General features: G+C 67.7%; 22 protein-coding genes. 4 read left to right on the top strand and 18 right to left on the bottom strand.

The genetic code is table 11. From position 1 onward, the window contains the following. Window positions 1-315: 315 nt before the first annotated feature. Genes J2Y58_RS15510 through J2Y58_RS15500 form a run of 3 tightly spaced genes read right to left on the bottom strand, consistent with a single transcriptional unit; the run spans window position 316 to window position 3,537 of the window. Window positions 316-1,296, bottom strand: coding sequence for an AAA family ATPase (locus J2Y58_RS15510; protein ID WP_310104908.1), 981 nt, complete (start codon window positions 1,294-1,296; stop codon window positions 316-318). Further along, complete coding sequence (locus J2Y58_RS15505) at window positions 1,296-2,948, bottom strand: IS481 family transposase (RefSeq protein ID WP_310104905.1); 1,653 nt, start codon at window positions 2,946-2,948, stop codon at window positions 1,296-1,298. The genes J2Y58_RS15510 and J2Y58_RS15505 overlap by 1 nt, the downstream gene beginning before the upstream one ends. Continuing rightward, on the bottom strand, window positions 2,941-3,537 hold the full coding sequence (locus J2Y58_RS15500; protein WP_126053492.1) for a recombinase family protein: 597 nt from the start codon (window positions 3,535-3,537) through the stop codon (window positions 2,941-2,943). The genes J2Y58_RS15505 and J2Y58_RS15500 overlap by 8 nt, the downstream gene beginning before the upstream one ends. A gap of 294 nt (window positions 3,538-3,831) precedes the next feature. On the opposite strand from J2Y58_RS15500, the gene J2Y58_RS15495 reads away from it, so the two are divergent. The 4 genes from J2Y58_RS15495 (at window position 3,832) to J2Y58_RS15480 (ending at window position 6,847) form a co-directional block, all read left to right on the top strand. Beyond that, window positions 3,832-5,181, top strand: coding sequence for a S1 family peptidase (locus tag J2Y58_RS15495; protein WP_310104899.1), 1,350 nt, complete (start codon window positions 3,832-3,834; stop codon window positions 5,179-5,181). A gap of 104 nt (window positions 5,182-5,285) precedes the next feature. After that, window positions 5,286-5,606, top strand: coding sequence for a hypothetical protein (locus J2Y58_RS15490; protein ID WP_310104897.1), 321 nt, complete (start codon window positions 5,286-5,288; stop codon window positions 5,604-5,606). A gap of 25 nt (window positions 5,607-5,631) precedes the next feature. Then, window positions 5,632-6,084, top strand: a complete 453-nt coding sequence (locus J2Y58_RS15485; protein WP_126053493.1) for a hypothetical protein — start codon at window positions 5,632-5,634, stop codon at window positions 6,082-6,084. Between the two features lie 73 nt (window positions 6,085-6,157). Further along, window positions 6,158-6,847 carry an alpha/beta fold hydrolase gene (locus J2Y58_RS15480; RefSeq protein WP_066656773.1) on the top strand — a complete coding sequence of 230 codons (690 nt, stop codon included), beginning with the start codon at window positions 6,158-6,160 and terminating at the stop codon, window positions 6,845-6,847. Window positions 6,848-6,919: 72 nt separating this feature from the next. On the opposite strand, the gene J2Y58_RS15475 is transcribed toward J2Y58_RS15480, so the two are convergent. From J2Y58_RS15475 to J2Y58_RS15405, 15 genes are all read right to left on the bottom strand, one after another. Further along, complete coding sequence (locus tag J2Y58_RS15475) at window positions 6,920-7,246, bottom strand: hypothetical protein (protein WP_310104889.1); 327 nt, start codon at window positions 7,244-7,246, stop codon at window positions 6,920-6,922. Window positions 7,247-7,390: 144 nt separating this feature from the next. Then, the gene (locus J2Y58_RS15470) at window positions 7,391-7,912 is read right to left on the bottom strand and encodes a hypothetical protein (RefSeq protein WP_310104886.1); all 522 of its coding nucleotides are present in this window, start codon (window positions 7,910-7,912) and stop codon (window positions 7,391-7,393) included. A gap of 23 nt (window positions 7,913-7,935) precedes the next feature. Continuing rightward, window positions 7,936-8,187: a hypothetical protein gene (locus J2Y58_RS15465; protein WP_310104883.1), complete on the bottom strand. Its 252-nt coding sequence runs from the start codon at window positions 8,185-8,187 to the stop codon at window positions 7,936-7,938. A 143-nt stretch (window positions 8,188-8,330) separates the two neighbouring features. Then, window positions 8,331-11,315: a TonB-dependent receptor domain-containing protein gene (locus tag J2Y58_RS15460; RefSeq protein ID WP_310104880.1), complete on the bottom strand. Its 2,985-nt coding sequence runs from the start codon at window positions 11,313-11,315 to the stop codon at window positions 8,331-8,333. Window positions 11,316-11,615: 300 nt separating this feature from the next. Beyond that, window positions 11,616-11,930, bottom strand: a complete 315-nt coding sequence (locus J2Y58_RS15455; protein WP_310104877.1) for a protealysin inhibitor emfourin — start codon at window positions 11,928-11,930, stop codon at window positions 11,616-11,618. Further along, window positions 11,930-13,009, bottom strand: a complete 1,080-nt coding sequence (locus tag J2Y58_RS15450; RefSeq protein WP_310104874.1) for a M4 family metallopeptidase — start codon at window positions 13,007-13,009, stop codon at window positions 11,930-11,932. The genes J2Y58_RS15455 and J2Y58_RS15450 overlap by 1 nt, the downstream gene beginning before the upstream one ends. A gap of 15 nt (window positions 13,010-13,024) precedes the next feature. After that, window positions 13,025-13,810 carry a hypothetical protein gene (locus J2Y58_RS15445; protein ID WP_310104871.1) on the bottom strand — a complete coding sequence of 262 codons (786 nt, stop codon included), beginning with the start codon at window positions 13,808-13,810 and terminating at the stop codon, window positions 13,025-13,027. Next, window positions 13,807-14,826, bottom strand: coding sequence for a hypothetical protein (locus tag J2Y58_RS15440; protein WP_310104868.1), 1,020 nt, complete (start codon window positions 14,824-14,826; stop codon window positions 13,807-13,809). Before J2Y58_RS15440 ends, J2Y58_RS15445 begins: the two co-directional genes overlap by 4 nt. 90 nt (window positions 14,827-14,916) lie before the next feature. Continuing rightward, window positions 14,917-16,428 (bottom strand): hypothetical protein, encoded by a 1,512-nt coding sequence (locus J2Y58_RS15435; protein WP_310104866.1) that lies wholly within the window; start codon window positions 16,426-16,428, stop codon window positions 14,917-14,919. Window positions 16,429-16,529: 101 nt separating this feature from the next. Further along, a complete protein-coding gene (locus J2Y58_RS15430; RefSeq protein WP_310104862.1) occupies window positions 16,530-18,026 on the bottom strand; it encodes a hypothetical protein in 1,497 nt (498 codons plus the stop codon). Then, window positions 18,016-19,530 (bottom strand): GMC oxidoreductase, encoded by a 1,515-nt coding sequence (locus J2Y58_RS15425; protein WP_310104859.1) that lies wholly within the window; start codon window positions 19,528-19,530, stop codon window positions 18,016-18,018. Before J2Y58_RS15425 ends, J2Y58_RS15430 begins: the two co-directional genes overlap by 11 nt. A 9-nt stretch (window positions 19,531-19,539) precedes the next feature. Next, window positions 19,540-20,709, bottom strand: a complete 1,170-nt coding sequence (locus J2Y58_RS15420; RefSeq protein WP_310104856.1) for an NAD-dependent epimerase/dehydratase family protein — start codon at window positions 20,707-20,709, stop codon at window positions 19,540-19,542. Window positions 20,710-20,715: 6 nt separating this feature from the next. Continuing rightward, complete coding sequence (locus J2Y58_RS15415; protein WP_310104854.1) at window positions 20,716-22,053, bottom strand: glycosyltransferase family 2 protein; 1,338 nt, start codon at window positions 22,051-22,053, stop codon at window positions 20,716-20,718. Window positions 22,054-22,096: 43 nt separating this feature from the next. Next, the gene (locus J2Y58_RS15410) at window positions 22,097-23,017 is read right to left on the bottom strand and encodes a DNA/RNA non-specific endonuclease (RefSeq protein WP_310104852.1); all 921 of its coding nucleotides are present in this window, start codon (window positions 23,015-23,017) and stop codon (window positions 22,097-22,099) included. A gap of 333 nt (window positions 23,018-23,350) precedes the next feature. Next, window positions 23,351-24,856, bottom strand: a complete 1,506-nt coding sequence (locus J2Y58_RS15405) for an HWE histidine kinase domain-containing protein (protein WP_310104849.1) — start codon at window positions 24,854-24,856, stop codon at window positions 23,351-23,353. Window positions 24,857-24,859: the final 3 nt, after the last annotated feature.

Raw genomic sequence — 24,859 nt, 5'->3', positions numbered from 1 at the left:
CGAAAACTTCCCGCACCGCCCGCGCCCTCGTCAAAGACGATAAGCATCCCGGCTACGGCCAAACGGGCAAGGCGGCCCTCAGGCCACGCTTACGGTTCAGTACTATCTGAGAGCGGCTCAGCGCCTAGGTGTAGGCGCTTGCACTCCTAGCCTGCCGCGCTCGCAATCAGCGCCGTTTCCTGCTCACGCTGGGTGAGAACGAGACGACTCTCCTGCTCGCAATCGACGTTACCGTGCTCGCACTCGGGAACTGCTGCTCGCAATGGATCGGATCGCGCTCACGCTCCATGATCGTGGCGAGGCGGACGTGGGATCTCACACCGGCACGCCCGCTTGCCGCAGCTTCTCGGTGAGCTCGCGGCCGCGGTCCGGGTCGAGGGTGCCGGCGAGGAACGCTTTGACCTCGGAGGGCTTGGCGTTGAACTGCTGCGCGATGGCGGCCGCGTCGTAGCCGTTGCGCGTGAGCGTTGGCTCCAAGTCGTCGATCGCCCGGCTGAGCACCTGCTCTACAATGTCGGCCGACACCGGCTTGGTGTCGAGGCGGTACGCGTGCTCGAAAGCGAGCGTAAGGTGCATCTCGATCTGGAGCGGCGTGCGCAACCGCTCGGCCAAGAGCTCAATCGCACCCTCGTCCATAAGGTCGGCGACCTTGATGCCTTCGGCCGCGCTCACGCCGAGCAGCCAGGCGACATAGTCGCGCCGCTGCTCGGCCCCGATCCCTTCATAGTCGAAGATGGTGGTCCGGTAGCCGATCTCCTCCATCTGCGGACGCCTGAGATCGTTGCGCAGGCGGGGGTGGCCGACGAGTAGCACGGACATGGGCACGCCCCCGTCCGCCACGATCTCCATGATCCGCTTGAGGCCGGTGAGCGTCTTGTGGTGAAGGTCGTGCGCCTCGTCGACGATGAGCACGACGGGCCGTTTGCGCTTGGCCGCGAGCGCCTGGAGGTCGCGCTCGCGACCTTCCGTACCCTTGGGCACCTTGACCTTGGTCCGGTCACCGGGGGTGAGATCGTAGAACATGGCCTCGATGAGCGCGGTCAAGGTGATGCGGCGCTTCTCGGCCGAGAGCGACTTTGTTACGGTCACCCTGTCGGCGCGTCTGAGCTCGTCCTCGATGCGGCGGAGGAGGTGCGTCTTGCCGGACCCGACGAGCCCGGAGACGACCACCAGGCGGCCCGTTTGGACGGCCGAGCACACCTCGCGGACGAGCATGCGCTGATGTTCGGTCTCGAAGTTGCCGGCGCCGTGGAACGGCCTGGCGAGCCCGTAGGCCTGTTGCACGTCGGCGAGCATCAGCTTGTCCCCCGTCTGGTCTGGAGCCGCTCGCGCACGCGGTCGGCGATGATGGTCTTGTCGAGCGTTTCCGCGAGAAGATCGGAGATGAATCGCCGGTCGGGCTCGGGCAGCGAGCCCAGCGGGCGGCGGAGCTGAACCGCGATGGCATGGCGCGCCGCTAGCGCTGTGGGAAAGGTTATCTCGACCACGGCTTCCGGAAAAGGCGTGGTCCGTACGGCCAGGTCGCGGGCGGACAGCGGCAACGACGGGAGCGGACGGTCGCCACCCGTCACCGCAGCGCGCGGCAGCCCGAGTTGGTCGGCGAGCTTGACCACCTTGTCTAGCCGTTCCTCCTGCCTGCTCTTCTGGTGCTTGCGGTAGCGAAAGAGCGGTACGGCGCCGCGCGACGGCTGGAATGGCCCGAACCGCTTTCCGGCATGTTCGACGAACAGCTCCTGGTCGAACAGGCCCCAGAGCAGCGTCACCGTCTCTCCTGCGAGCTCGGGCTCCACCTCGTAAGTGGCGCCCTCGATCGACACGGTCGCGTCGCCCGCTACGGTGCGGCGCTCGGGCTCGCGCGCGAACGCGCAGAACCGCTCCCACGAGCACATGGCGCGTACCCCGTCCTGAGGCAGGTGCCGGAGCCAGTCCTCGACGCGCGCATGCGGCTCGGAGCGGTGATCGCCGTTGTTGTAGGTGACGAGCGCCCGCCGGAGCCACAGGTTCGCCTCCTCCTCATCGCGCGGCTTGTGGAAGTGGTACAGCGTCTCGTGCACCTCCTTGATGGTGCGGAACGGGCGCTCGACCTTGCCCTTCGACCGCGCCGCGGTGCGGCGCTCGGCCTCCTTGGGCGTCTCGTGCGTGAGTACGCGCACGCCCAGGCTCCCCATCACCGACTGGAACACGGCCGAACGGGCTACGGGTCCGTTATCCATGTAGATGGTGGTCGGGATGCCCTGAAACGGCAGCTCCGGTTCGGGCTTGGGCGCCATGGCGTTGAACAGGAAGCGGAGCGCGGCTTCCGCGTTCTCGCCGTAGACGCAACGGTACTCGTCGTAGACGACGCCCGAGCGATCGTCGACGACCGAGAACAACATAAGCGTCGGCTTGCCCCGGCCCTGCTCGACCCAGAGCGGCGCTTCGACCTGCTTGAGGTCGGACGGGCTCATGTCGAAGTGCCACATCTCGTTCGAGCGCCTGGCCTGGAAGCGCACGGCCGCGACCGGACGAGTTGCGCGGGCAACGTCCAATCCAGAGGTGCGCAGCAGCCGGTCCACCGTCGCTCGTTTGAGCAGGCCGGCAGGCGCCTTGACCAGTCCGTCGGGCGTTTCGACGCCCGTCTCCTCCAGGTGCCGGATCACCTCGGCCGTCGACATATGCCGGCCTTTGCCGTTCAGGGTCCTGAGCTTCATCGCCGCCACGATCTCGGCGTAGCGCTCCATCTCGGCCTGCGGGGCGACGCGGGTTCGGCCGTGGTCGGCGCGCCGGATCGACTTCGGGCGGGAGAGCTCCCGCAGCGCGCGATACATGGTCGGAATTGAAATCCCGTACGCCTGGGCGGCGCGAGCGATGATCTCGGTGCGGCCCGCATCGCGGGGCGGCAGAAGCGACAGCCTTCGGCGAAGGTCGACCAACGCCTCGCCGGGCGGCCGCTTCGCCCGGTCACGCATGAGCCGCTTGAGCCTCCTCGACGTCCTCCGGCCGACCCCGCTTGCCCACATGGCGGTACAGGGTAGCGACGGAGACGTTCAGGCGGCGGGCGATGTCGCGCACCGGCAGCGAGCCCGCGTCGAGCAGCGCCCGGGCGGCCGCGACGTCGGCGGGCTTCATGGCTTGCGGCCGACCGCCCTTCTTGCCCCGGCGCCGCGCCTCGACGAGCCCGGCGGTCGTGCGCTCGACGATGAGCGCGCGCTCGAACTGCGCGATCGCGCCGAAAATATGGAAGGTGAGCATGCCGCCCGGCGTGGTCGTGTCGATGCTCTCGGTCAGCGACACGAGCCCGACCTCGGCCGCGCGCAAGTCCTCGGCGGTCGCGATGAGCTTCTTCAGCGAGCGGGCCAGTCGGTCGAGTTTCCAGACCACCAGCGTATCGCCCGACCTGAGCACGTCGGCGAGGATGCGCGCGAGCTCCGGCCGGTCGTCCTTGGTCCCGGACGCCTTCTCGGTGAACACCTTCTCGCAGCCGGCGCGCCTTAGCGCCTCGAGCTGGAGCTCGGGCGACTGGTCGGTGGTGCTCACCCTGGCGTACCCGACCCGCATCAGCCCCCGATCGTTCTACAAACCCGTTCGGGCGGTAGCATTTTGCGACGGTGCTTTCCAGAACGGTTTTGAGAAAACAAAGAGCGCGAAAGTGCGTTCATCCCCCATTGGTCGGATCGGCTGCTCGGAAACCCTCGTTTCAGAGAAGCGCAGGTCGGACCTGCAAAAAGGGCTTGCGATGTAGGATTCTAAATCGTTCACCCTTTGTTCCGCACTCATGGTGAGTCGGGCTTGGGTGGTCCGCCGCAACGGTCGGGCCGTCCATGCTGTAGATGATCGTCATCAGGAGAATGCATGCGTACGTTGCTTACCGTCATTTCGGCCCTTCTCTGCACCGCGCCGCTCGCGGCGCAGGAGATGAAGGCTCCCCCACTCCCGACACCGCAAAATTCCAAGGGGTCGGGCAAGGACCTCCAGGTCGAGTACCTAGCCCAGCAATACGGTATCTCGGCCGCGGAGGCGGCAGAGCGTGTCGACGTCCTCCGCGATGTCCAGCAAATCGTGGACGTCGCGGTCGCCAGCGATCCGGACGGCTTCGCGGGCCTGTGGGTGGAGCACACGCCGACGTTCAAGATCATCGTCGCATTCACCGGCCAGGACGAGCGCAAGGCGTTCCTGGATCAGATTCCGGCGAAGCTGCGGCGCTATGTGCAGCTGCGCAACGCGACCAAATCGCTCGCGGCGGCGCAGCAGGACCTGGATGCGATCTTGAAGGCCATCACCGCCGCCAAGCTTCCCTTCGAGACGTATTTCGAGCCGAGAAGCCAGAATTATGTCGTCACGGTGAAAGACCAAGCGGCTGCTCAGACGGCCCGGGGCTTGATCCCCCCGACGTTGCGCTCGGCCGTGAAGGTCGAGGTGGGGCCGATTCTACAAACCTTCCAGACCAACGTGCGGCCAGGCGATGCGGTCTATGGCGGATGGGAGCTGGTCGACTCGACCGGGCGCGCGACCTGTAGTTACGGTTTCGCCGGAAGGGACAGCAACGGCCGGGACTCGATCCTGACCGCCGCCCACTGCCGGACGAACCCGCCCTACGTGGTCGGGTCCGATGGTAGCCACCTGGTGCAACTGCCGGCCGCAACGGAGACGCGTTATGGCGACCTCTATGATTTCCGTTTTCATCCGGTGGTCGGCCTTAGCACCGGGTACTGGGTCTATTTCCAGAACTCCAAGGCGGTGACCGATTACCCGTCCTACGTGAACACGGTTCCGGGCTTCTATGGAGATGGCTATTTCACCACCCGGGGTACGCTCAAGCAGTCGTCCTACAACTCGAACCACTATATCGGAATGCCCGTGTGCAAGAGCGGCATGACGACCGGCTTCACCTGCGGCACCGTCCAGTCAAGCTCGGTGTCGGGCACCGATGATCGAGGCGTGAGTTATTCGAGCTTCGTGAAGGTCAGCGGATCGAGCCAGCAGGTGATCGCCTTCGGCGGCGACAGCGGGGCGCCTGTATTCTCATACCCGAACGGCTCGTACGAGATCGTCGCCTATGGCATTCTCAAGGGAGGCAGCACCGACGCTTATGGGCGTCCCTGCACCGGGAGCGCTTGTTCGTTCTCATATATGCCGATCGATCGGGTGAACGACAGGGTTCCCTTCCTGATCCACACCACCCAAGGGCTATTGGTGCCTTGAGCGCCCGAGCGGTCCCGATGATGTTGGCGTTAGGGGCGCTCGCCGCCTGTAACGCTGACCGGGAGAAGAAGGTATGGCCGTTCGCGGTTGGCCAAAGCTCGGGCGTGACGGTCGTGACCGAGCTGCCGGAGGCCGCGAACCGGTTGCGGAACGCCACACGGGATTATGGCACCTTCTTCGTGAAGGATGGCTGCCTTCAGGTCCGCGTCGGCTCCACCGTCCTGACGCCGGTTCTGCCGCTAGGATCGACCCTCGACGCTCGCGGCGACGCGATCGTCGTGGGAGGTAGGCGGTTTCCGATCGGGCGGGAGTACAGCCTGCCCTTTGCTTCGGAGGTCGGCGCCGAAGCCGGCGAGACGGCCGCCTCGATCGGCTTGCCCGATAGATGCTCTCAACGGCTCCTTAGCATGGGCTCGCCCGGGTAGGTATCAGGGGAGGCGCGCTGAACCCGTGAGGGCTTTCGCGATCCTGGCATCGCTGACGGTCGCCGCTTGCGGCGGCCGTCATAGCCCGACGATTGTGGCGGCCAACGTCGAGGGGATTTCTGCTCTTCGACAGGTCGGTGGGGAGAATGGCGAGCTCGTCCGGTTCGACCTGGCGGAACGCTGGGGAAGCTTCCGACTTCGTGACCAATGCCTCGTCCTTCAGGTCGACGGAACGTCCTACACGCCGGTGTTCGCCGGGTTTGAGGCGGAACGGCTTGCGATCACCGACGCGCGCGAAACCGGTCGCTCGGTCCGCAGATGGTCGATCGCGGGAGCGCCCATACCGCCCGAAACCGGCCGTGATCAGAGGGCCAGGCGGATGCCTGTGGAGGTCCGCTCTTCCTCGTGCGCGGCCTGTCTAGCAGCAGCAAATGACAGAGTTGTTCGGCAAGTGACCGCCCTGATCGCCCCTTTGTAAGTGGGTTGGTCGCGCTGTCGAGTGGCGGTCGCGGCCCATTGCGTCGCGTTCGGACAAGACGCTAATCTCCCTTATGGCGACCTTCTGCCTCGTCCACAGCAGCGTGCAGGGCCCGAGCGGATGGACGCTGCTCGCCGCCGCGCTGGAGGAACGCGGGCACCGCGCGATCATGCCCGACCTGGGCGACGTCGATCCGGACAGCGGCGCGCTCGCCTACGCGGAGGTGATCGCCGACACGGTCGAGAAGGAGATGGCCGGCGACGAAACCCGGCTCTGGCTGCTGGCCCACTCCGCAAGCGGCCTTTTCCTGCCCTGGGTTCCGCGGCTCATCCCCGAGCTGCCGATCTCGGGCCTAGTCTACCTCGCCGCCTATGTGCCGCTGGCCGGGGAGAGCCTGCTCAGCAGCTTGGCGGCCGACCCCGGCATGTTCGATCCCGCATGGGTCGGCAAAGACCCGATGGTCGACGAGGTCGCGCGCGAGTTCCTGTTCCACGACTGTCCCGAGAGCGTGCTGGAATGGGCGCTCACGACGAGGCGGCTGATGATCGCGCGGCGCGCCATGTCGGAACCCCTACCGACGAGGGTGACGACCTCTCCTCCCGTTCGGTACATCGCCTGCCGCCACGACCGCACACTCACGCCCAGGTGGATGCGCGCTGCGGCTCGGGAGCGGCTCGGAGTGACGGCGATCGAGATCGACGGCGGCCACTGCCCGCACGTGTCCCGGCCCGCTGAACTGACGGGCATCTTGGAAGCGCTTTGAGCTACCCCAATCAGCCTCGCTCTCGCGATCAGCTATATTGAGCCCGACCGGTCTGATTGCGAGCAGGGGTGGTCAAGTGCGGGCAGGTTGTCGAGCAATGCGAGCACGGCTACCCGTTCGTTCGCAAATAGAGCGAGTAAAACCCGACGCTGAGTGCGAGCAGGGCCAGCTATGAATGCGAGCAGCTACAGCTACCGCATCGGCAAGCCGGCGCTTCGCCTTGAGATAGCGTCCGTCCCGGATCAGTTGCTCGTCCTTCGCCACCGACACTTGCGCATCGCGCAAGGGCGTGCAGCGCCGCGCCTCGCATTGCGCAAAGGCCTCGTCCAACCGCTGACCTGAAACGACGATGTCGGTCGAGGCGGTCTGCACCGCCGCCAGGAGGAAAAGTCCGATCACGGATGCACCTGCATGACACCTGCCCTCCGCCGACGCAGCCGGATAGTGTTGGGTCGGAGCGATAAGGTCAATGCAGCGTACGAACGCATACAATCCGGCGACGTAAGCGCGGGCGATCGACCCGCTGCCTGGTGCGGAACGCGTTCAGCGGATGCGGATCGCGCGATAGTTCCGTCCGCCGACGTTCAGGAAGAAGCCGCCCATCGCTCCCTTGCGGATGCGCACCGCCGCCCCCGCCTTCGGCGCGAGCCGTATCGGATCAGTCGTCTGCCAGACCGGTGCGCCTTCGTCGGCGAGCGTAATGTCGCCGCGTCCGTTGCCGTTCACGCGCGCACCGGTCACGGTGCTGTTGATCTCGGTGAAGGCTTCACGGTCATCATCGGGGCGCCCTCCAACCAGTGCCGCATCCGGGACCGTCAACCCGAACAAGGATCGACGCGCCTTGCGGACGTCGGCGCGGTCGACGATCCGGATGTCGTTGGTGCGTACCGACCGTTCCAACTCGGTTGCGGCCTGATCGAAACAGGCAAGCCGCGCGTCGGCCGCCGGTATTTGTCGACAGCGCGCGAAACTGTCGATCGTGCGCCGTGCGCCGCCGGTGTCCTCGGCCGCAGCGACGGCAGGCGTGAGGATCGCCAGCGTCGTCAACCCATAGCAAGTCAGCAACGTTCGCAACCGCTTGGACTTTCTCACTGGTTGGGCGTCGTCCAAGCCGGCTCCATCGAGCGCTTCATGGCCTGGCTATTGCGCGCCAGCATGTCCCACTGCGCCTTGCTGTAGCACATCTTCTTGCTCGGGATGTTCGAGCCGATATTGGCGACGCGGCGGCAGATGGGCTTTTCCTGCGGCGCGGTGACGGGAACGCTCTGGGTCGCCGGTACGGCCGTTGCGGCTGCGGTCTGCGGGGCTGCGGCAAGCGACAGCAAGATAAGCGAAAGCATCGTCGTTCCCCCTTCTTTCGATGAGTGGCAACGATCGTGCCGCTCGCTGGCGGCGACGTCAATCCTCGCGGTATCGCAGCCGCAACAAAAAGGGGGCGGAGCCGAAGCTCCACCCCCGATAGTCAGGCGCGAAATGCCTGCGCTTAGAAGCGCACGCGCGCCGCGACCGCGAAGCGACGACCCAGCGCATCGTAGGTCGACGGATAGACGTTGCCGCTGTTGTAGGCGGTCGAACCGATCGTCGAACCGACAACCTTCGGCTGGCGATCGAACAGGTTCATCGCCGAGATTGTCACATCGAAATGCTCGTTTACTTCAAAGCGCGACGTCAGGTCGAAATAGTGCGCCGCACCGATCCGACGGAAGTCCTGCAGCGGACCGGTCGAACCACCCGCGATGTCGTCGGCCAGTGCCGCCGGCTCGTAGGTGACAGGGCTGAGGTAACGCCACAGCAGCGACAGGTCCGCACCACCGACCGTCAGCGTGGTGCGCTGATTGAAGGTGAACTCCGGCTGGATGGAGCCGCAGTTAATGCTGTAATAGCTGACGCATTCGCGGTTCAGCGAGGTTGGGGTCGCCTGGAACTTGTTCCGGTTGGTCCACGTCCCGTTGAACGACAGCACCAGCGCACCGAAGCCGAGATCCTGGCGATAGTTCGCCGACAGGTCGATACCGTCGGTGAAGATGTTGCCGAGGTTCGACAGCGGCAGGAGAATGCCGGCCGCGGAGCCGTTGAGGCTGCCGTCGTCAACGTTACGCCCGATGGCACTGCAAGCCGTCGAGGTGGCGGCCTGAAGCGGCGAGAAGCAGGCACCGAGCACGTCGCCCGGAGTCGGGCTGGTGATGGCGTCCTTTACGCGGATGTTGAAGTAATCGACCGACAGGTTGAAGCCGGGGAAGAAGTCCGGCTGGATCACCGCACCGATGGTGTAGGTGTTCGCCGTCTCGACGCCCAGGTTCGGGTTGCCGCCGCTGCTGACGTTGACCTGACCCGCCGACGGGACCGGGATGCTGCCCAGCAACGCGTTCGCCTGTGCCGGGGTGGCACCTGCGCTCACGATCTGTGCTGCGCAGACCGCACCCAGCGCCGACCCTGCGGTCACGCCCGCGCCTGCGCACGGATCGTTGGCCGAGTTGTCGAGACCGACAACGAACGGCGAGAACAGCTCCGCGATGTTCGGCGCACGCGCCGCCTTCTGGTAGTTGCCGCGGATCTTCAGCGCCGACACCGGCTCCCACGAACCGCCGACCTTCCAGGTCCAGTTGGTGCCTGCGGTCGAATAGTCAGAGACACGGCCGCCGGCCTCGAGCGTCAGGCTCTTGAAGAACGGACGATCCTCGACCAGCGGTGCGATCATCTCGACGAACGCTTCCTTGACGCTGTACCGGCCGCGGACGTCCGGTGACGCCGCACCGTTGCCGAGCACTTCGTTCGGGCGCTGCGTCAGCTCATCCGAGATGACTGAGGCGGTGTACTTGCGGTATTCGCCGCCTAGCGCGAACGAGATCGCGTTGGTCGCCAGCGGGCTGGAGACACCGAAGTCGCCGCTGATGATGCCCTTGATGGTGCCGAGCGTCGTGCGGGTCGCGGTGCTATTCGTCACACCGAGCAGGAAGCCGAGCTGATCGGAGGTGATCGATCCCGCCGGCCCGAACAGGTTGATCGGAACGCAGCCGTTGCTGTCGTTGACGCAGGTCGTGGTATTGGTGGCCAGCGCCGCCTGGCGCAGGCGGGTCAGCGTGCCGTTGCCGCTCTGGCGCTGGACGTTCTCGCTTTCACCGTAGCTGCCCACGACGTCAAAGTTGATCGTGCTGGTGATGCTGCCACGCACACCGGCCTGATAATCGAAGATCGTCGTGGTGTAGGTCGACAGACGCGGACCGGCCTCGACGAAACGACGCGAAGCGACCGTGTTGAACGTCCGATAGTCGGGCGACGTCGGGTCGGTCGCCGCGGCGGCCGCGGCGCACTGCGCCGTGGTCAGGCCCTGCGATGCGCAGATTTGCGAGCGCGCACCGGCGGGCAGGTACGGGTTCGAGTAAGGAATGGTAACCGAATTGCCGAACGTGCCCGACGACGCGATCACCGTCTGGACGTTGTTCTTCGAGAACAGCCCGCGACTGTACACTTCGATACCCGGCGCCACTTCGTAATGCGCCGCGCCGAACATGTTGAACCGGTCGAACGGCGTCTGGAAAATGTTCTGCGGATTGAAGTTGAACAGCGAGTAGGTCGGAACGAGACGGCCCGTTGCGACGTCAATCTGCTGATTGGTACCGAGCCCAAGACCCGTGAAGCGCCCCGGAACGGTCGTGCCCGATCCGCCCTGCGCGCCGGTGAAGGAGTCGATGTTGAACGTCGAGAAGTCGCGCGCGCCCTGATAAACCGGATCAGCCTGCTGGTAGCCGATGCTGAAGACCGCGTTGCCGCGGCCTTCGTCGAAGTTCGCGCCGATCGTCAGGTCGGTGCGGAAATAGGCGCCATCGCCACGCTGCGTGATCTGATTGCTGGCGGTCGCCTCGACGCCCGAGAAGTCGCGCTTCATAATAAAGTTGACGACACCCGCCACGGCGTCCGCACCGTAGGTGGTCGATGCACCGCCGGTCAGAATTTCCATCCGCTCCAGCAGCGCGGTCGGAATGTTGTTGAGGTCAACAACACCCGCCAGGCCGGCCGGCGCGATACGCGCGCCGTCGATCAGGACGAGGTTGCGGTTCGTGCCGAGGCCACGCAGGTTGACGAACGACGCACCGCCGTTGCCGTTGTTGACCGCGCTGCCGATCGACGGGACGACACCCGGAAGCTCGCGGATCAGCTGCTCGGCGACGTTGGTCTGGCGCAGCTGAAATTCTTCCGAGCTGACCGCGTTGACCGGCGATGAGAGGGTGAGATTAGGATTGCGGACCAGCGTGCCGGTGACGACGATGTCGCCGCTGGGCGTCGCTCCTTCAGGACCCGTGCCTGGGTCACGCTGGCCGCACTGGCCGGAGCGGACGCGGGAACGCCATTGGGCGTCGAGATCTGACCTTCGGTCTGCGCCAGCGCAGGTACCGACGCCATCACCGAAGCGCCAACGAGCAGGCTGGTGGCCAGCAGTCGGCCACGGAAAATTTGCTTCATGTAACACCCCTTTTGGAGCGATCTACCCCGCAGGGCGACCGCGCTCGCCCGAGCTTTTGCCCGGATAAGAGAGTTTTTGCTGCTTCATGATAGGCGCACAATAAAAATACGTGAGCCGCGTGGATTTTATAGCGCAATGTAGCAAAGGAGCCACATTCTTGGTGCATTTCGCGCTGTTGTCGCCGCCAACAAGCCACTGGTGTGTTGTTGGTGTACAACACGTGATTAAAGCTAATTCTGCAAAAATCGCCTTTCTTCCAGTTGCTCGCACCCGCCCTCGCCATCCGCTCGGAATATCCTCCGGCCGCTACCCCTGCCCGCTCCCCAACCTGCGCACCGCCTGGACCAGCCGTGCCAGCGCCGGGTCGTGGATCGGTTCGGTCACGCGCAGTTCGCGCGTGCGGTCGCCGAGCGTCAGCCCCAGCGTATAGGTGCGCGCGTCGGGGCGGGCGGCGGCCTCGTCGGGCATGGCGCAGCCGAAGAAGTCGGCCGCCTCGGCCAGCGTGCACACCTCGTCGCGCAGCGGCGAGTCGAGGTCGGACAGCGCGACCGCCTGCTCCTGCGCGCGGCCGGGGAAATGCGCGAAACCGCCCTCGATGCGCAGCCGCGCCTCGTCCGCCATCACGCCACCCCCACGGTCGCCCAGGCGTCGGCGACCGCCTTCGCCTCGGCGCCGTCGGCACCGTAGCGGCGCGCGGCGACGTCGCGGGTGATCTGCGCGAAGGCGGCGAAATCGGTGTTGGCGCGCGTCGCGGGGTCGAGCAAGGCGTCGTACCAGATCTGTCCGGCACGCTCCCACGCATGGCCGCCGATCGCGGTCGCGGCGAGGTAAAAGGCGCGGTTGGGGATGCCGGAGTTGATGTGGACGCCGCCATTGTCCTGGTTGGTGCGCACGAACCCGGCCATGTCGGCGGGCTGCGGGTCCTTTCCCAGCACCGGATCGTCATAGGCGGTGCCGGGCGCCTTCATCGAGCGCAAGCCCACGCCCTTCACCGCTGGGGTCAGGAGGCCGGCGCCGATCAGCCAGTCGGCCTGGTCAGCGGTCTGGCCGAACAGATGCTGCTTCACGAGGCTGCCGAAGACGTCGGAGATGCTTTCGTTGAGCGCGCCCGACTGGCCGTAGTAGGCAAGCCCCGCCTCCTTCTCGGTCACGCCATGGGCGAGTTCGTGGCCGATGACGTCGAGCGCGATCGTGAAGCGATTGAAGAGCTGCCCGTCGCCGTCGCCGAACACCATCTGCGTCCCGTCCCAAAAGGCGTTGTCGTATTCGCGGTCGTAATGGACCGTCGCGTCGAGCGGCAGCCCGGCGTCGTCGATCGAGTTGCGCGCATACGCCTCCCAGAACAGCGCAAAGGTGGCGCCGAGCCCGTCATACGCCTCGTCGACCGCCGCGTCGCCGGTGGGGGCGTCGCCCTCGCGGCGGACGATCGTGGCGCCGGGCGCTTCGGGGAGGCCGCCGGCGTCGCGGATCGTGCGCATGGGCGTCGGCGCGGGGACCAGGCCGGCGGCGGTGCGCAGCCGCGCGAGCGTGCCGATCACCGGCCCGGCGGTCGCGGCGCGCACGATGCGGATCGAGGGATCGACGAGCAGCCCGCGGATCGCGGCGGCGCGCAGGTCGGGCGGGCCGTGCTCGGCGATCCGCGACAGGATGTACGGCGGCAGGATGCAGTGCAGCGCGTGGCGGTGCGGGCGGGTGCACATCGGCAGTCTCCTTGATTATCCTCGAACGCGGCGGAGCGCATAGGGGACCAGCGCGACCCACATCACGGTCACGAAGGCGAGCAATTGCGTGGTCTGCGCCTCGCCGCCGGGCAGATGGCCGAACCCGCCGAGCGACGCGGCGTAGAGCGCGAACGACACGACCGCGACGAGGATCGCGGGCCCGTCCGCCGCGCCGCCGCCCGCCTCTTGCCCCACCTCCTGCGTGGCGAACCAGCGTAGCGCGACGACGAAGAGCATGATGACGCCGATCAGCGCGATGCGGAGCGCGGCGTTGCCCGCGGCGATGCCGACCGCGAGCGGATAGAGCGCGACCGCCTCCACCGGGAACAGCTTCACGAGGCTGGTATAATAGGGCTCGGGCGCGCTCTGGAACCGGGGAGTCGCGGCGACGGTGCGGCGCGTGCCGGGGCTGAGGCGCAGCGCGCCGCGCAGCGCCGAGCGCTGGGTGTTGGCGGTGGGGGCGGTAATGGCGGTAGGCGCGCCGAGTGCGGCGATCGCGCGCTCGACCGCGGCGGCGTAGCGTGCGACCGCGGTGTCGTCGGGAATGAGCACGATGCCGATCGCGACCGCCTGCTCGCTGCGGTCCTGGACGGTGGCGTAGGCGGGGCGGTCGCCCTCCCCCGGCGTCGCGGCGAAGTGGTCGCGCGCGCTGCCCAGCGCGGTGCGCAGCCCGAAAAGCGTGTCGAAGAAGCGCGGCACGAAGCGCGCGTCCTCGACCAGCGCCTGGAGTTGCGCGGCGAGCGCGTCCGCGGCTGCGACGGCCTGGGCGAAGGTGGTCATAGCGGCGCTCCGATCGCGGCGACCAGCCCGAGCGCGCGGGTGATCCGGTCGAGGTTGAGGCGCGCGGCGGCGCGGCGCTGTTCGGGCGTGAAGCGCCCGGCGAGTGCGTCGCGCAGTCCCTTCTGCGCGGTCGCGGCGAGGTCGATCGCGGCCTTTACCGCCTCGGCGCGCGCCGGGCTGTCGCGCGCGGCGGCACGCGCGGCGGCACGCGCGGCGAAGATCCGCGCGGCGAGTTCCTCGCGCTGCGCGGCGCTCAGGTCGGCGCGCCCGCGCAGGTAGCTGCGGAACAAGGCGTTGCCATAGAGGTCGTCGGCGGTGCGCGCGGCGCCCCTGCCCCATATGTCGACCTGCGTGCCGAGCGCGGCGAGCGCGCGGTCGACCGTGTCACCGCGCGCCGCGACCAGCGCGCGGACCTTTTTCACGTCGTTCGCCTCGCGCGCGAGATCGGTGGCGTAGGCGATCAGCGCGATCAGGCTTTGGCCCTGTTCGCTGGCCGCGGCTGCATTGATGCCGGGAATGTCCGTGCCGGCGGCGAAATTGGCGAAGCGTGCGACGCGGTCGGCCTGGTCGGCAAACGCCGTCAGCTCGGCGGCGACATCGGTCTTGGGCGCATCGAGGATCGCGGCGAGCGCATCGGCATAATCGGCGACCGCGGCGAGGAGCGCAATGCGCGGCTCGAGAACGCTGCGGGGGCTGTCGGCGATGTCGATCGCGAAGGCGGTGTGACCCGGCGCGGGCGCGCCATCGGCAAGGCAGAGCGGCGCGGGGGGGGCAGCGGGCGCGAGCGGGACCTGGATGCGGAGCGGCGTGAGCGGGAGGCAGCTGGGATCGCTGGCGACCAGCGCGGCGGCCGCGGCGCGGCGGCGCGTCTCGACCTCGTCGAAATAGCGCGCGGCTGCGGCGACGGCGGCCCGGGCATCGCGCTGCACCGCGCCGGCCGCCTCCAGCCGGATCGCATTGCCCGCGCAGCCGGCCAGCAGCAGGAAGGGCAGCAACGTCAGAACCTTGGCGCGCATCTCCGCCGTCTCCTCAGCGAGTCGGGGCGATCCTTCCACAGTCGCGCGATGTAGGACAGGGGCGGTTTAGCGTATCCTTGCCGTCGTTACTCAGCAGGAAAGCGGCGCGCGGATGACGCGCCATTCCGCCAGCGGTGCGACGACGGTTCCTTGGCGAGCCAGTTCGCGCGCCATCCAGTCCGGCAACTCGTGCGACAACCAGACGACATGCGTCACCCCCCAACGGGCGGCAATCGCCCGACGCTCGCAGGTGTTCGTGTGCAGCGAGAAGAAACGGCGATAGTCCGCCTGGCGCGCGCCGTCGCTGGAGCTGAGCGGCATCGGGCGCGGGAACGCCGCCACTCGGACGCCGAAGGCCGGGAGGACCAGCGCCGCACTATCGAAGCCCAGCACACGAGCCTGCGCCGGCAACCATGCGGCAATCGCCTGCGCTTCCTTGCCGACGGGCCGCACCGGACGCGGTCGATCCGCCAACGCCCACGGCATTGCGAGCTGCTGCGCGGCCAAGGCTACCTGCGCGGTGCACAAGGCGAGTGCGGCGATGCCCATGACGCGCCATCCGGTATCGGTTACCCGATCGAGCGGCGCAGGAGCCTGCCCGTCGATGCGATCGAGGATCAACCACACCAGCATCAGCTGAAGCGCGAGCGCCACATAGGCGAGGAATCGATGGGACACCGACACGTCCAGGATGCCGCCGACCACGAAGGCGGCGGATATCACCCCCAATGCGATCACCGGCATGCGGGTACGGAAATCCCGAAACTGCGCGGGCAGAACGAACAGCACGAGCCACAGCGGCGCCAGCTCTCCGACGACGAACAGCGGATGGAAGAAGAAAGGAAAATTATTGAAGGTCGCCTGACCGCGTGCGGCGCCGGCTCGTCCGAGCGCCAGTGGGTCGAACCACGGCCAACAGGTGGTTGCGAGCACGCCAATCGCCAGCGATGCGAGGACCATGACACGTCGGCCCATCGACGCCCCACGTTCGAGCACGGCCAGCCCGGCGGCGCCCAGCAGCATGAACATCGCATTGAGTGGATGCGTGATGAACGCGATCGCGCACAGCACCGTCAGCGTGCCTGCCGCCATCACCGCCGCACGGCCGCCGCGCAGCACATGCACCGCCAAAGCCCAGACCACGAAGGTCAGCGCAAAGACGAATGACGCGGGATAGTAATTGGAATGTAGCTGCGACCGAAGCGAATGAAAGCCGGTCCAGATCAATGGCGGCAGCCCCCACCCGCAGGTCAGCACCGCCATCAGCACCGCCGGTGCCCAAGGGCGCGCGTAATAGATGCGGGCGAAGGCATGGACGCCCGCCACGAGCAACGCAGACGCCAAGAACGCCCCGACTGCCAGTGCACCGTCCGCTCCGATGCCGGTCCAGCGCGCCAAATAACCCAGTAACAGCGACCAAGGCGTGAACTGACGCGAACTGGCACCTTCCGCGTAGATCGGGTCTTCGAGCCGGATTCCGTGTCGGATGACCTCCATCACGATCGCGCGATGTTCCCAGTAATCCGTGATGTACAATTGGGTGGTCGGTCGAAAGACGAAAAAGGCCAACGCGGCAAGCGAGAGATACGAGATTGCGGTCACCGCGAAAACGCGTCGCGGTGTTGCCCAATCGCGGAATGATTTCCCCATCGGCCTCTTCAAAGCGCAAGTCGCCCCGCGACGCAACGGTGCGGCGGCCGCGATCACGTGCAGCGAACCGAACGGACCCGCACCAGTGACGGACGATGCGGATCGGGCGTGGCAAAGGCGGCACGTGTGCGCAGCCAGTGCGGAAGGGGGTCGGTGCCGCCGGCAGGGTCGACGAACAACCAAAAGGTCGGCGTGTCGCACAGGAATTGCGCGGCATCGACCACCCGCAGCCGCGGATCGATTACCTTCCAGCGCATGACCTGATGATAATTGGTCGGATCGGGCGATGCGTGCGCGTCCCGGGTGTCGAGAAAGACCAGCCGGCGCCTGAGCGCGGGCGATGCGTTGGCGACGAGCTCGAACCACCGTAGTCCGCTACCGGTCACGATCGGCAGATCACCGGGAGCAGCGGCTGCCGTCGACACTGCGCTGCGCCGATCCGGACCTGCAGCGACGCCGCGATCACCCCAGAGATTGCCGGCGAGAAACAGGGCCAGCAGCGTTGGCGCAGCCCATCCCGGCAGCCGCTGCACGAGCGCGGCGAGTAGCAAGCCGGCGCCTGCCGCTGCCGAAATCACATAGCGCCATGCATAGCTGTGGCTGACGAGCGCGGCGAAGACGAACACCCATAAGGGTATCGCCAGCAGGACAAGTGCCGGGTCGAGCAGCCCGCGATCCGGCACCCGGCGGCGCAGCAGCACCAGCACCGCCATCGGGATGGCAAGCCAGCCGAGCGTGATGGCATAGCTGTCGAGCAACAATGGCAGCGTCGGGCGTGCGTAATAGGTCGGAGCGCCGACGTCGTTCCCCGACATTGCGCGCGCAGCGGCCATGATCGGCCACCATAGGACGATCGACGTCGCGGCCACGCCCGCCGCGAGCAGCGTGGGCGCATGCGGTCTGCGGCGATCGGCATGCGCGCGGACCAGCTCCAATGCCGCAAAGGCGACGACCAACAGCAACGCGTAGAAATGCAACGCGACCGCTAACGTCAGAAAGGCGCCGCTCAGCACCGCCCGCGCCCGCGTCGGGGAGCGGCCGGGCGCGGGAACGTACACCGCCAGCGCGGCGCAAAAGGCGAGCGTGACAAAGGCATACGGCCGTGCCTGCACTGCGAAGGCGACGAGCCCACTCGACAGCATCGCACCGGCGGCGACCATCGCGGGCGGCGGTCCTGCGCGGCGCAAGACGAGCATTCCGATCGCCAGCGCGGCGCCATAGACGGCGATGATACTGGGCAGTCGCAGAGCAAGTGGCGTGTCGAAGCCCAGCCGGACGAGGACGTGCAGCCCTAAATCATAAGCCGGGGGCGTGAATTCGGCACCTTGCTCCAGGGCGTGCCAGATCGTGAGAGCGTCGGGTCGTTGCGCAGTCCACAGCGCCAGCACTTCGTCCATCCACAACGGCGCCGCGGCGGCATAGCGAAGGGTGAGCACGCCGAAGTGCACCGACAACAACGCGAAGATGACGGTCGCAATGATTGTCGTCCGGGGCGACGACGCGCTGGTCGTCCCGTCCATGGTGCCCGGAAGGTCGGCGTCAGCCGACACGGGACAGGCCGGGAGCTACCGTCAACCGCCTTGCGAGCCCGGTGGCGATACGATCGGCGTTGGCCATGATGGTGAGCGTGGGATGTCGTGCCGACAGGGTCGGCAGCGCGGCACCGTCAGCGATGTAGACACCCGGTGCACCGGCGAGCTGACCGTCCGCAAGGGTATGGGCAGGACCGTCACCGCCGATCGGCAAGGTTCCCGCCGGGTGTGCATCCGCACCCGGCGGCATCATTTGCAGCGAGCCGGGCACGCCGATGACCCCGCGAGCGCGAACGTGGTGCGCAAGGCGCCGGAAGGATCGACGCAGCCGCTGCGCCGCTTCCGGCGTGTCGCGCGCCTCGACCCTGAGTCGTCCGCTCGCATCGACGCTGAACCGGTTGGCGCTGAACCGCCCCGGCAGATAACCGGTCGCCAGCACGAGCGCCGGCGCCAATGCGCGCGCGGCCTTCAACGCATAGCGCCGCGATACCGGCAGGCGATCGGCGATCGTCGCCAGCGGCAGCGTATCGGCGCCATAGAATACCCCGGCAGTCTCGACGCCGTCCTCTTCCATCGCATAGAGCAGCTGACCGAGCCCGAACGATCGCCCGGGCAGGTCACGGCCGATCAGACCGGGGACGAGGAACGCCATGCCGGCCACGGGATTGCTTTCGAGCCGCACCGGCGTGTCGATCAGTCCGAGCCGCCGCAGCGCCAGTCCGGTCGTGGCCAGCGTCCCGGCGGCCAAGACGATCGATCGCGCCGCAAATCGGCGATCGCCCGCATATACCGCCGGCGCGTGCGGCTCACCATCGATACGATCGACGCGAATCCCTGCGTGATAGGCGAAGTTCGCGAAACGCATCAATGCGGGCAGTTCCTGTGCCGCATGGTAGATCGCACCGGATGCACAGCCATGCAGGCACAGACCGCAGGCCGTGCACCCCCCCCGCCCATCCCGCGCGCTATCGAGAACCGCATTGGGTGCGGGAACGAGATGCAGCCCCGACCGCACCTTCCCCCCGGCGATCCGCGCGACCGCGGCGGTGTAGCGCGGTGTGTCGGAAACGCCGATGCGCTGCGCCACTGCCGCATAGCCGGTGCGGATGGCCTCGGCCTCACAACCGAAAGCCGCCAGGTCGGCATCGCTCCATCGCGCAGCCAACGCCCCCCAAATCCGCGATAAACCGCCAGCTGCATGCGCACCGACTGCGACATAGCCGCCGTGCGTCTCGACTTCGAACCCGGCAAGTACGGCGCGTGCAAGCGGGGTCGCAAATTTCGGCGACATGCCCGGATCGGCCAGTGCCCCCTCGCGACCCAGTTCGTGCGCCCACCGCCGCGGATCGCCGCGCCACGCGGCCTGCGTGGGATGGGGCGGAGCGGCGGGGAGCGGCGCGGCCGCCGCATCCAGCATCAGAACGCGGTGCCCGGCTCGCACCAGCGGCCAGGCCGCCGACACGCCGGCTGGGCCGCTGCCGACGATGATGATGTCGGGGGAGAAAGGAAGGTCGCGCGTCATGCGATCGTGTCAGCGCGCCGCCAGCGTGGCAACGATCCGCGTCGGCAAACGGACCATCTCCACGACGCCGCCGAGCGCGAGCACGACAAGCCGCGACCAGCGTGTTCCGCGCGCCAGCATTGCTTCCCCCGGCGCGCTGGCCTCGGCAATACGGGCCGCGACACGCAACCGATCGGCAATCGGTCCTGCGAACGGCGTTCGCCAGCCGGGTAGGATATGCGGGCGGGTGAGCGCGCCCTGGGGAAAGGCGCGCGCATAACGTTGCAACAACGCCGGGGTCGCCGCGATACCGGCATCGGCAAGAAAGGCCCGCGCCTCCGCCAGCAAGGCGCGACGACCGGCAGGCTCCTCGGCCAGCCGCTGAGCGATCGGTCGGATCGCCACACCCAGTCGCGCCAGATCCGCCGTGCTGTCGATCGGCTCGGTCCCTGCCAGCCCCAAGACGCGTTCGCGATCAACGGTGGGCAGCAGCGGCAGGCGCGCGCTGAGATCGCACACGGCCAGTGCGGCGCGGAGCGGGATTGGCAGGATCGGCAGCCGGCGCCCGCCGTAGCGTTGCGCCAACAGGCGAAGGACGTCGTCGAAACGGATCCGATCGGGACCGGCGAGCGCCAGCACGCCTCTCGCACGCCCATCGGCCGCCGCCAGGATTCCGCATGCGACCTCGTCGACATGGATCGGCTGCACCAATCGATGCGGTTCGATCATCGGGAGCATCGGCAATTGCGCCAGTCGGCACAACAAACCGTACATCGCCACGCGTGGACCGCCATAGACGAGGCCGACCCGCAAAGACGTCGCATCCGTGACTCGGCGTTCGGCCTGCCACTTCATGCGACCGTAGCGATTGAGCGCGTGCTCGCGTGCCGACTGCGATGAAATGAAGACGCGCGACACGACTCCCGCCGACTGAGCAGTATCGAACAGTCGGCCCGTCGCCGCCACATTGGTGTCGCCGTGCCAATCATGGGCGAGGTGGATAAGGGCGGCACCGGCCGGACCGTCCAGCGCCGCCGCTGGAAATGCGTCGCCCAGCGACCATGGGACGTGGCGCGTCCCGGCGGGACCCGGGCGGCGGCCGAGCAACGTCACCTGCCGCCCCTCGGCCAATGCCCTCTTGACCAGCCAGGCGCCGATATAGCCGGTACCGCCGGTGATGATGAGGTGGCGTGCGGTCACGATCGCTCAGTCCGCCTGCCCGAACACGGCCTGGAGTCGCTGTTGCTGCGCGCGCGCATCGCCGGGGCGCAAGTCCAGAACACCCAGCAGAAAGGCAGACAGGCCCAGTTGCACCGCAATCACGATCGCGCTGGTCGACAGCACCATGACGCGCAGCAGGTGCCCGTCGGCAATCTCTCCGAAGCCGGAGCCAGCCCATGTCGTCCCGGCATAGCCCATGCCGATCATGCCCATCGTCAGCACGCCTCCTGCGCCTTGCAGTATGCGCTCCATACTGACCGCGTCGAGCAGTTGCTGTCGCGGATGCGGCGGCAGCAGTCGATGCGCTGCGGCGAAGCGCCGGGCAATCACGCCGAACGCGATCGCCTGCACGCCCAAGGTGAGCGCCAGGCATCCGATGAGAAACGCACGGATATCGAGTGACACCGTCGAGCCAAGCGCCAGTCTCCCGGGCAGAAGGGCTGCCACCAACGCCAAACCTAGCACCATCAGCGCCGCACCGGGATAGCCGAACGACCAACGCGGGCTGTGCAACATGAGGAAGCGGAGATGCCGCCAGCCATCGCGCCATGTACGCAGATGCGGCGGACGGCTCCGCCCGTCCTTCGCCAGACGCGTGGGCACCTCTCGGATGTCGAGACGGTTGAGCGAGGCTGCCACCACCATCTCGCTGGCGAATTCCATTCCCGTCGTGCGCAGCCCGAGATTCAGGATCGCCTGACGGTCGAACCCGCGCAGCCCGCAGTGAAAGTCGCCGATCGGCGTGCGAAAGAACAGTCGTCCGATCGCCGAGAGCACCGGATTGCCGAGGTAGCGGTGCAGCGGAGGCATGGCGCCCGGTGCGATCCCGCCCTTGAAGCGGTTGCCCATCACCAGCGCCGCCCCGTCACGCAGGCGGTCGAGAAACCCCGACAGGTCGGAAAAATCGTAACTGTCGTCGGCGTCGCCCATGATGACGAACCGCCCGTGTGCGGCCGCTATCCCGCACCCCAGCGCACCGCCATAACCCGCAACCGGTGCATGGACGACACGCGCGCCCTCTGCCGTTGCGATTGCGATTGAGCCATCGGTGCTGCCGTTATCGGATACCAGCACCTCGCCCGCGGTTCCGGTACGGGCAAACCAAGCCTTTGCCTTGCGGATGCAGGTGGCAAGTGTCTCGGCCTCGTTGAGGCAAGGGATCAGAATCGTCAGTTCGGGCTTATCCGCCACCAGCGATGCGTGGTATCGCTCGCTCGGCCGCGCTGCCCCTGCTGTCACTTCCCTCATAGCTGCCCCCGATGGAACCAGGGCAAGGTGTAGGCAGACATTGGTTAAATGGACGCTAAGGGCTGCCCCGAGCACCGGCTTGGCGCGACGTCAATTCCGGCGGCTGCACTGCCCCCTTCTACACCCGGATATCCTCCGGCCCGGTGATCCGCCGCCGCACCGTCGCGCCGGTCGCGCGTTCCTCGTTCGAGAAGCCGTCGACGTCCGCCAGCGTCCCGAAATCCAGCCCGGTCATCGCCGCGATCGACAGGATCGAGCGCTGGTAGGTCTTGAACGCGCCGAACAGCAGCGACATGCCGCCGACGTCGACGTCATGCTCGATCAGATAGGCGGTCGCCGAGGGGCGGCCGTCGTCGTGGACGAAGGCGACGACCTTCCAATAGGCCAGCGGGATCGCGACGCCGCGATAGACCGGGTCGTCGGCGCGGAACACCGGGCCGGTGAAGACGCTGGCGCGTTCCCGCACGCGGCGGGTGTTGCCGAGGATATGATCCTCCAGCTCCAACCACGTCCGCTGGTTGAACCCCGACAGCTGCGGTGCGCAGTTGGTGAAGTGGAAGGTGTCGCGGTTGGCGGTCGCGGCGTCCGCGCCCCAGTTGGGATCCTCGCGCCGGACCAGATGGCCGCGGTCGAAGTCGTTGTCGGCGTACAGGTCGTCGCCGGCTTGTGCGTCCTCCGGGATGCGACCGTCGAACGCCCAGGGATCGCCGCCGCGCGGCAACGAGACGCTGGCGCCGCCGTCGAGATTGGCGGCGGTGAACAGCGCGAGGCGGCGGGTGCGCGACATGACGACGGTGAAGTGCGTATAGTTGAGCTGCGCATCGTCGCGCCCGGCGACCGGCAGCACCGCCTCGGCGGGCGCGGTCGGCAGCGGGACCGCGAAATCGCCGAGATGGTCGGCGCGATACCCTTCGCGGTTCGCCAGCGTCGCGGGCGGGGAGGTGCGCGCCTGGGCGAGCAGGGTCGTGTCGGGGGCGACCAGCGGGCGCAGGTCGGCGAGGCGCGGGCGGTAGTGCAGGTCGGTTGTCGTCACGGTCATCCTTTCAGGTCTTGTTCTACCCCCTCCTCCGTTCGTGCTGGGCCTGTCGAAGCACGCGCCACGCACGCTCCTCAACGGCAGCGACACGGGGCGGATCCACGGCGGGTACCGAGGCGAGCGTTCTCGGCCATGGCGTCGATGCCAAGCCCATTCCGTTCGTGCTGAGCTTGTCGAAGCACGTGTTTCGGGCGCCGAGCTTGGCGAGCAATCGACGATATGGGCTCTGGGCGGGTAGCACGTCACCGCGATGGCGTGGTCCGGGCACCTGCTTCGACAAGCTCAGCACGAACGGGGAAGAAGGTCGGGTGACGCCGTGCGCAAACGACGCCCTCCTCAGATCGGCGCCTCGATCTCGAAGCGCGCGCCCTCCGGCGGGTAGTGCGTCGCCGCCGAGCCGCGGACGTGGCGCGACAGCACGCGCTCGATCATCCGCGTGCCGAAGCCGATGCGCGACGGCGGGACGACCGGCGGGCCGCCCTGCTCCACCCACGAAAAGGTGAAGCGTCGCCCGCCGACGTTGCCGTCGTCCTGCAGCGTCCAGGCGATCGTCACCCTCCCCTCCGGCACCGACAAGGCGCCGTATTTGATCGCGTTCGTCGCCAGCTCGTGGAGCGCCATCGAGAGCGCCAGCGTGATCTCGGGCCCCAGCCGCACCGCCGGGCCGCCGATCGTGAAGCGCGCGCCGGCGTCGTCGAGGAACGGCGCCAGCACGCGCTCGACGATCTCGCCGATCGCGGCGCCCTCCAGCTCGTCGCGCACCAGCAGTTCGTGCGCCGCGCCCAGGCTGGCGATCCGCCCCGCGACCGCGCGGCGCCCGTCCTCCAGCGAGGCGGCGTCGCGCAGCGTCTGGCCGACCACCGCGCCGACCGTCGCCAGCGTGTTCTTGACGCGGTGGGTCAGCTCGCGCGCCAGCACGGCGCGGTGCTCCTCGGCGAACTTGCGCACGGAAATGTCGGTCGAAAAGCCCGAGATCGCGAGCGGCGTGCCGTCGGCGCGCCGCTGCAACCCGCCTTGGACATGCAGCCAGCGCTGCTCGCCCGCCGGGGTGAATAGCCGGTATTCGAGCTCATAGGGCGCGTCGGTCTCGATCGTCGCGGTCACCGCCGCCTCGACCATCGCGAGGTCGTCGGGATGGATCGAGGCGCGGTGGATCGCGAACGTCAGCTCCTCGTCGGGCGCGCGCCCGCAATTGGCGCGGCAGCGCGCGGAGGCGGACAGCGTCATGTCGGGCAGCCCGAGCGACCAGGTGCCCAGCCGGCCGGCCTCCAGCGCCATCGCCAGCGACGCCTCGCGCTCCGCCAGCACCGCCTCGCGCCGCTCGACCTCGGCGGTCAGCGCGTCGCGGTCCTCGCGCAGCCGCACCAGCCGGTGGCGCTCGGTCGTGACGTCGAGCTGCGAGGCGACGAACCAGCGCAACGCGCCGTCGCGGTCGAACACCGGCGCGACCATCAGCCGGTTCCAGAACGGCGTGCCGTCGCGGCGGTGGTTGAGCAGGTCGATCACGATCCGCTCGCGCCGCGCGATCGCCGCGCGCAGCCGCGCGACATCCGCCGCCTCGGTCAGCGGCCCCTGCATGAAGCGGCAGTTGCGCCCGATCACCTCTTCCCGCGCGAAGCCGGTGAGCGCGGTGAATGCCCGGTTCACATGGACCAGCGGATTGTCCGGCAGCGTCGGGTCGCTGACCACCATCGCGACGGTCGAGTCCGCGACCGCCGCCTGGAACGGATCGTCCACGGTCAGCCGCGCGGCGAACGCCGCGACCGCGGCGGCCACCTCCGGCGCGACGGTCGCCGGGCGGACCGGGCGGGTCAGATGGGTGGCAAGCGGCTGACGATCCACGAA

This window comes from Sphingomonas sp. BE138, from assembly GCF_031456125.1.
Lineage (GTDB): Bacteria > Pseudomonadota > Alphaproteobacteria > Sphingomonadales > Sphingomonadaceae > Sphingomonas.
This window is presented reverse-complemented; position numbering and strand designations above follow the sequence as displayed.